A 4,491-nucleotide genomic window follows, 5' to 3' on the forward strand; every position below is an offset into this window, starting at 1 on the left:
CGACGGCGGGACTCAGGCAAGCAAGCCTTGGTCACCCTCACCGGGTACGCGCTGAGCCGAGTCCGCTCCGAAGAGTTCACAGATGAGGATGACATCGCACAAACGCAGGAACGAGTGCTCATGTCGCTGCAGGGAGCTAGCTGAGACTGCGCGCGGCGAGTACGCCGCGGGGAGTCTGTGCGGATCCGCCAACCCGGCGACCTAGCGTGACATGACGAAAGCCGGGAATGAACGCTGAGATACATTCCCGGCCTTCACATTTCGGTTCTTGCTAGACCGAACCCTGATCGAGCGGAGTCGAGCTGACAAACAGGTCGTGCAGACCGAGATCCCATTCTTCAGGGTCGATTCCGGCCAGGTCCCACACGCGCCCGGATTCGGCGGCGGCCCACGCTGCGGCCGGGGTGGGAAAGTCTCCCACTTGCAAGGTTGGTGCGCCGATCCGAGGAATCACCACTTCCCATTTGCCGCCCGCCGCCCAGTGGGCAAGTACGTCCAGGTGCTCTTCCAGCTCGAACGCCACCTCATCGGGCATCTGTCCCCGCTCGCGTTCGGCGGCGTACCAGGGTGCCAGTGCCGCATGTGCGTGCGCGATCGCGGCGCGGTCCTCGGTGTGCATATGGACCACGAAATTCCCGCCGCACTCCATCGCATGCGTGGATATCGCGCGGTCGGTGGCGGGGTTGTACACGGCTCCGGGGTGGTGGCCGCGGCCGAGATAAACCACCGACCAGGTGCCGGCGTATTGGAACCCGACCCTGATGCGATCGTCCCTGCTGATTGCGGGGTCATCGGGGGCGATGAGCAGTTCGTAGGTGATGTTGAGAAATGTTGTCACGGTGTTTCTCTCCTTGATCGGATGCCAGGCCGGGGCCGTGTTGCCGATGCCCCGGCCCGTTCGTTGATGGCGGTTGGGCTCGAATCGTTTTCTGGCTGCGTGTGCGACCATCACTCGCGGAGACCGGCCACATTCCCCGTGGCCGGTCTCTGCTCTATCGGTCAGTCGGCGGCGGCGTCCTGGATCACGACCGGCCGTGGCGAGCGGGCGACGCTGACACGGTCGGCAGCGATATCGAGGCGCAGCTGCTCGACGCGCGGGAGCTTGGAGCGTGTCTCCCAGTTGTTGCGCCGCTCGGTGAACTCCTGGTGCAGGGCTTCGCAATGCCGGAACCAGGACCCGACATCGCTGAGCGGGTATTGGTAGCGAGACTTTTCGGCGTGCTCGATCTCGGCCACCAGGTCCTCCACAGACATCTCCTGCGGGGAGGTGACCAACCCTGGCGTCTGCAGCAGCTCCGGGCTGAATCCTTCCTGCACCTGGAGGCGCTGGCTCTCTCGGTTCTGGTTGGACTTGGCCGCGTATTCGCGATTCCATTCGTCTCGTTTGGTCTCGATCCGTTCGATTTCCGCGCGCTCGGCTGGAGACAGGCGACGACGGGCGACGCGGTCGACCATGTTGTTCCATGGGTCGATCTCGACCCAGGCGATCAGCCCGGCGAACATGGCCGCGCCAGCGGCGATGCCGACAGCGGCGGGGCGAATGTTGTTGCGGTTCATAGGGTTTTTTTCTCCTTTTTTCTTTCCTGGGATCGCTGTGGGTTCAGCGCATCGTCGATGTCGTCGTGGCGTGCTCGGTTGCTGCGCGATACGCCTGTACGGCGGTGATGTGGCGGCGGCGCAGTTGCTGGCCGAGATCGCGCTCGGTGGCTGCGTTGGCGGCGCGCAGCTTCGGGTTGTCCAGAGTCCAGGTGTCGGGGTAGCGGTGCGCGGCAATGAAATTCGCGTTGCCGATGAGCCGGTCGGCGAACATCTCGATCACGGTGGTGTCGGCGCGGGTGCCATCGTCGAGGCGCGGACGCAGATCAGCGTGGGCGTCGATGAAGGCGAGAGCCTCTGGCACGCAGCGGATCCGGGCACCGGTCTCGGCGATCGCACGGCCGATGATGCGGTCCGGTGACCAGCGCGCCGACATCCCGTCCTCGATGGCCAGGTCCATGGCGGTGGTGACCGCGTTGGGGCAGGCGAGCACGTGCAGGTCCACCGCGACGACGGCCTGGACCACGATGTCGGGGTGATCGCGTCCGGCTTGGGCCTTGGTCTGCTCGTCGAATGCGGTGCCCAGCACCGCGTTACGCAGTCGTTCGGCGCGGGCGTCTGGGTAGCCGGTGGCGAGGGCGTGCGCGTGCACCAGCTCGGCGGAGCGCAGTTCGTCGTATCCGGTGGGGTTGTCGCGGCGGCGGCCGTTTCCGTACACGGCGTCGCTGTAGGCGTCGGCGGCGATGGCGTCGAGGACGTCGTCGATGCTCGCTCCGCAGCGGGTGAGGTGTTGGTGCAGGGCGGTGACGGCGTCGAGCAGGCCGCCGCCGTTGTGGTAGGCCGCCAGGACGGCGAACTCGGGGCGCTCCAGGTCGCCGACGATGTGGCCGAGCCGTCCTGTCGCTGGGTCGCCGTAGAGGGTGGTCACGATGTGCAGGCCTCGGGCGGCCAGCACGATGGCCTGGTGGGTGCCGAGATGGTCGAGGACGGAGGCGGGGAGCGCGGCGCGCAGCGCGGTGATCTGGGGTGTCAGCGCTGCCTCGGGCAGCGGTCTGTTCGGGTCGAGGAGCCGGTCCCGGATCTCGGCGGAGGTATCCATCAGAGAACCTTTCTTTCCTGGTCAGCAATCGGCTTGGAAGGGGAAGCAGGTCGCGCGCGTCGGGAACAGCACTCCGCTGCTGGGCTTGGAGGCAGGTGCGGGCGGGGCAGGTTGCGTCGCGGCGGGTGCCTGCGGGGCTGGAGCGTCGGCTGCGGGTGGCGGGGCGGGCTCGCTGCTGGTGGGCTCGTCGGAGTGCTGCGAGGTGGAGACGTGGCTCAGCACGGCGGCACCGCCGCTGAGCAGGCACGTGGCCGCGCCGAGGAGAACGGCGTTGCGGATCCAGTGGCTGCGGGCGGCGGCTCGGCTCGTGGCGGTTGGGGCCAGGTTCATCGCGGCCCCGGGGTGGATCTGTTCCTCGGGGCTGCGGCCGATGTCGCCGCGGTCGGCTGTGGGCGCGGTGGTCCGGGGGAGTGTCGTGGCTCCGGTCGGCGCCTGGGGGATGACGACGGTGGGTCGCAGCGGCACGACCACCCCGTCATCGTCGGTGCCCGCGGCGGGGGCGGGGTTGGGGAATCCTTCGGCGGCCAGGGCGTCGCGGGTGACAGCGTCGGCCTGGTCCAGCGCGGAAAGAAGGGTGTGGGCGCGCTCGACGGTCCAGCCCTGCGGGTGCTGACGGGCGGCGGTGCTCAGCCACCCGCTCAGTGCGGTGGCGTTGCCGCCGAGCAAGACGTCGCGGCCCTCCGGCATCGGCACCGACCCTTTGTCGAGGGTGATCCGGCCGGCGTTCGGCTCCACCAGGACCAGGCCTGGCACGAACACGTCGAGCTTGCAGCGGGAGACGACGGCTTTGAGGTTGAACATGGCGTCGGCGAGCTGGTTGAGCGGGTTGGTGTCACCGTCGCGGACGTGCACTGGGTCGCCGTCGATGCCGGGCAAGGACCAGCGCGGGTTCACGTGGCAGGCCAGAGTGCCGTTCACACCGCACTTGAGGATGCCCTTGACCTCGATGCACACCAGCGTGTCGGGGGTGAGCAGCACCAGATCGACTTCCTGGCTGCGGCGGCCGCTGCGGTCGGGAATGTGGCTTCCCGAGATCGCGACGCCGCGGATGCCGCTGGCTTGGAGCCAGGCGAGTACAGCCCGCTCCGCGCCCGACATTTTCGGGCGGGTGCCATTGATGATCAGCATGAGAATTTTCCCCTGTCGTGATGGCACTTTCTGGTGCCGTGAACATGTCGTGATGGTCAGGCCCGCGCTCGGCGTGTCGAAAGTGCACACCTGGCCAGCCGGGGGTTTCGGCGGGCGCTACAAGCCCAGCTGCCGGGCGGGTTCGCAGAACATCCAGCACGCCTGCGTCTGGTCGGCGCCCGCAGCGGTGTCGACGTGATGGCCGTCGTCGGCGATGAACGCCGTTGTTGCGGGAAGCGGTGGCTTCGGGGCCTCGGTGGCGGTGCAGAACATGGCGCAGTTGGCGCTCGCGGGCGCGGTGGGCTGCAGTGCGTCGGCGGGGCCGCGATCCACGGTCAGCACCATGGAGAAGTACAGGGCAGCCGCGGCGACGAACAGGCCCGCCAGCAGCGCGGGGGTGCGGAGCAGGAATGCGATCACGCGGCTGGCCCGGCGGTGCATGGCCAAGGCGGGGCGCAGCCAAACGAGAGCGGAGCGGCGGGAGGTGCGGGGCTGAATCGACATGATGGTCGGTCCTTCCGGAGATAGCTCGACAACTATTAACAGTCTAACAGTCCAAACTGTTGACAGTCTATAGTCGTGAGAGATCCCGGCACCCGGCCACGCAACCCGTAGAACTCGCCGAATTTCGGGCGAATTTGGAGTGCCCAGGAGCCTGCACCCTGCAGTCGTATGGTCCGCAACATGAGCACTGTCGAATACCTCAGCCCGTTTGTAGACGCACACAT

5 protein-coding genes are annotated in these 4,491 nt (G+C 67.4%); all 5 read right to left on the bottom strand.

All coding sequences use genetic code 11. From position 1 onward, the window contains the following. Positions 1–271 precede the first annotated feature (271 nt). Complete coding sequence (locus NP3_RS36305; RefSeq protein ID WP_157124791.1) at positions 272–838, bottom strand: hypothetical protein; 567 nt, start codon at positions 836–838, stop codon at positions 272–274. Between the two features lie 161 nt (positions 839–999). Beyond that, the gene (locus tag NP3_RS36310) at positions 1,000–1,557 is read right to left on the bottom strand and encodes a hypothetical protein (protein ID WP_063046246.1); all 558 of its coding nucleotides are present in this window, start codon (positions 1,555–1,557) and stop codon (positions 1,000–1,002) included. A 43-nt stretch (positions 1,558–1,600) separates the two neighbouring features. Then, positions 1,601–2,635, bottom strand: coding sequence for a hypothetical protein (locus NP3_RS36315; RefSeq protein ID WP_063046247.1), 1,035 nt, complete (start codon positions 2,633–2,635; stop codon positions 1,601–1,603). 21 nt (positions 2,636–2,656) lie between these two features. After that, a complete protein-coding gene (locus NP3_RS36320) occupies positions 2,657–3,763 on the bottom strand; it encodes a nuclease-related domain-containing protein (RefSeq protein WP_063046248.1) in 1,107 nt (368 codons plus the stop codon). A gap of 117 nt (positions 3,764–3,880) precedes the next feature. After that, complete coding sequence (locus tag NP3_RS36325; protein ID WP_063046249.1) at positions 3,881–4,267, bottom strand: hypothetical protein; 387 nt, start codon at positions 4,265–4,267, stop codon at positions 3,881–3,883. Positions 4,268–4,491 lie beyond the last annotated feature (224 nt).

Origin of the sequence: Nocardia pseudovaccinii NBRC 100343, assembly GCF_001613225.1 — a bacterium.
GTDB lineage: Bacteria > Actinomycetota > Actinomycetes > Mycobacteriales > Mycobacteriaceae > Nocardia > Nocardia pseudovaccinii.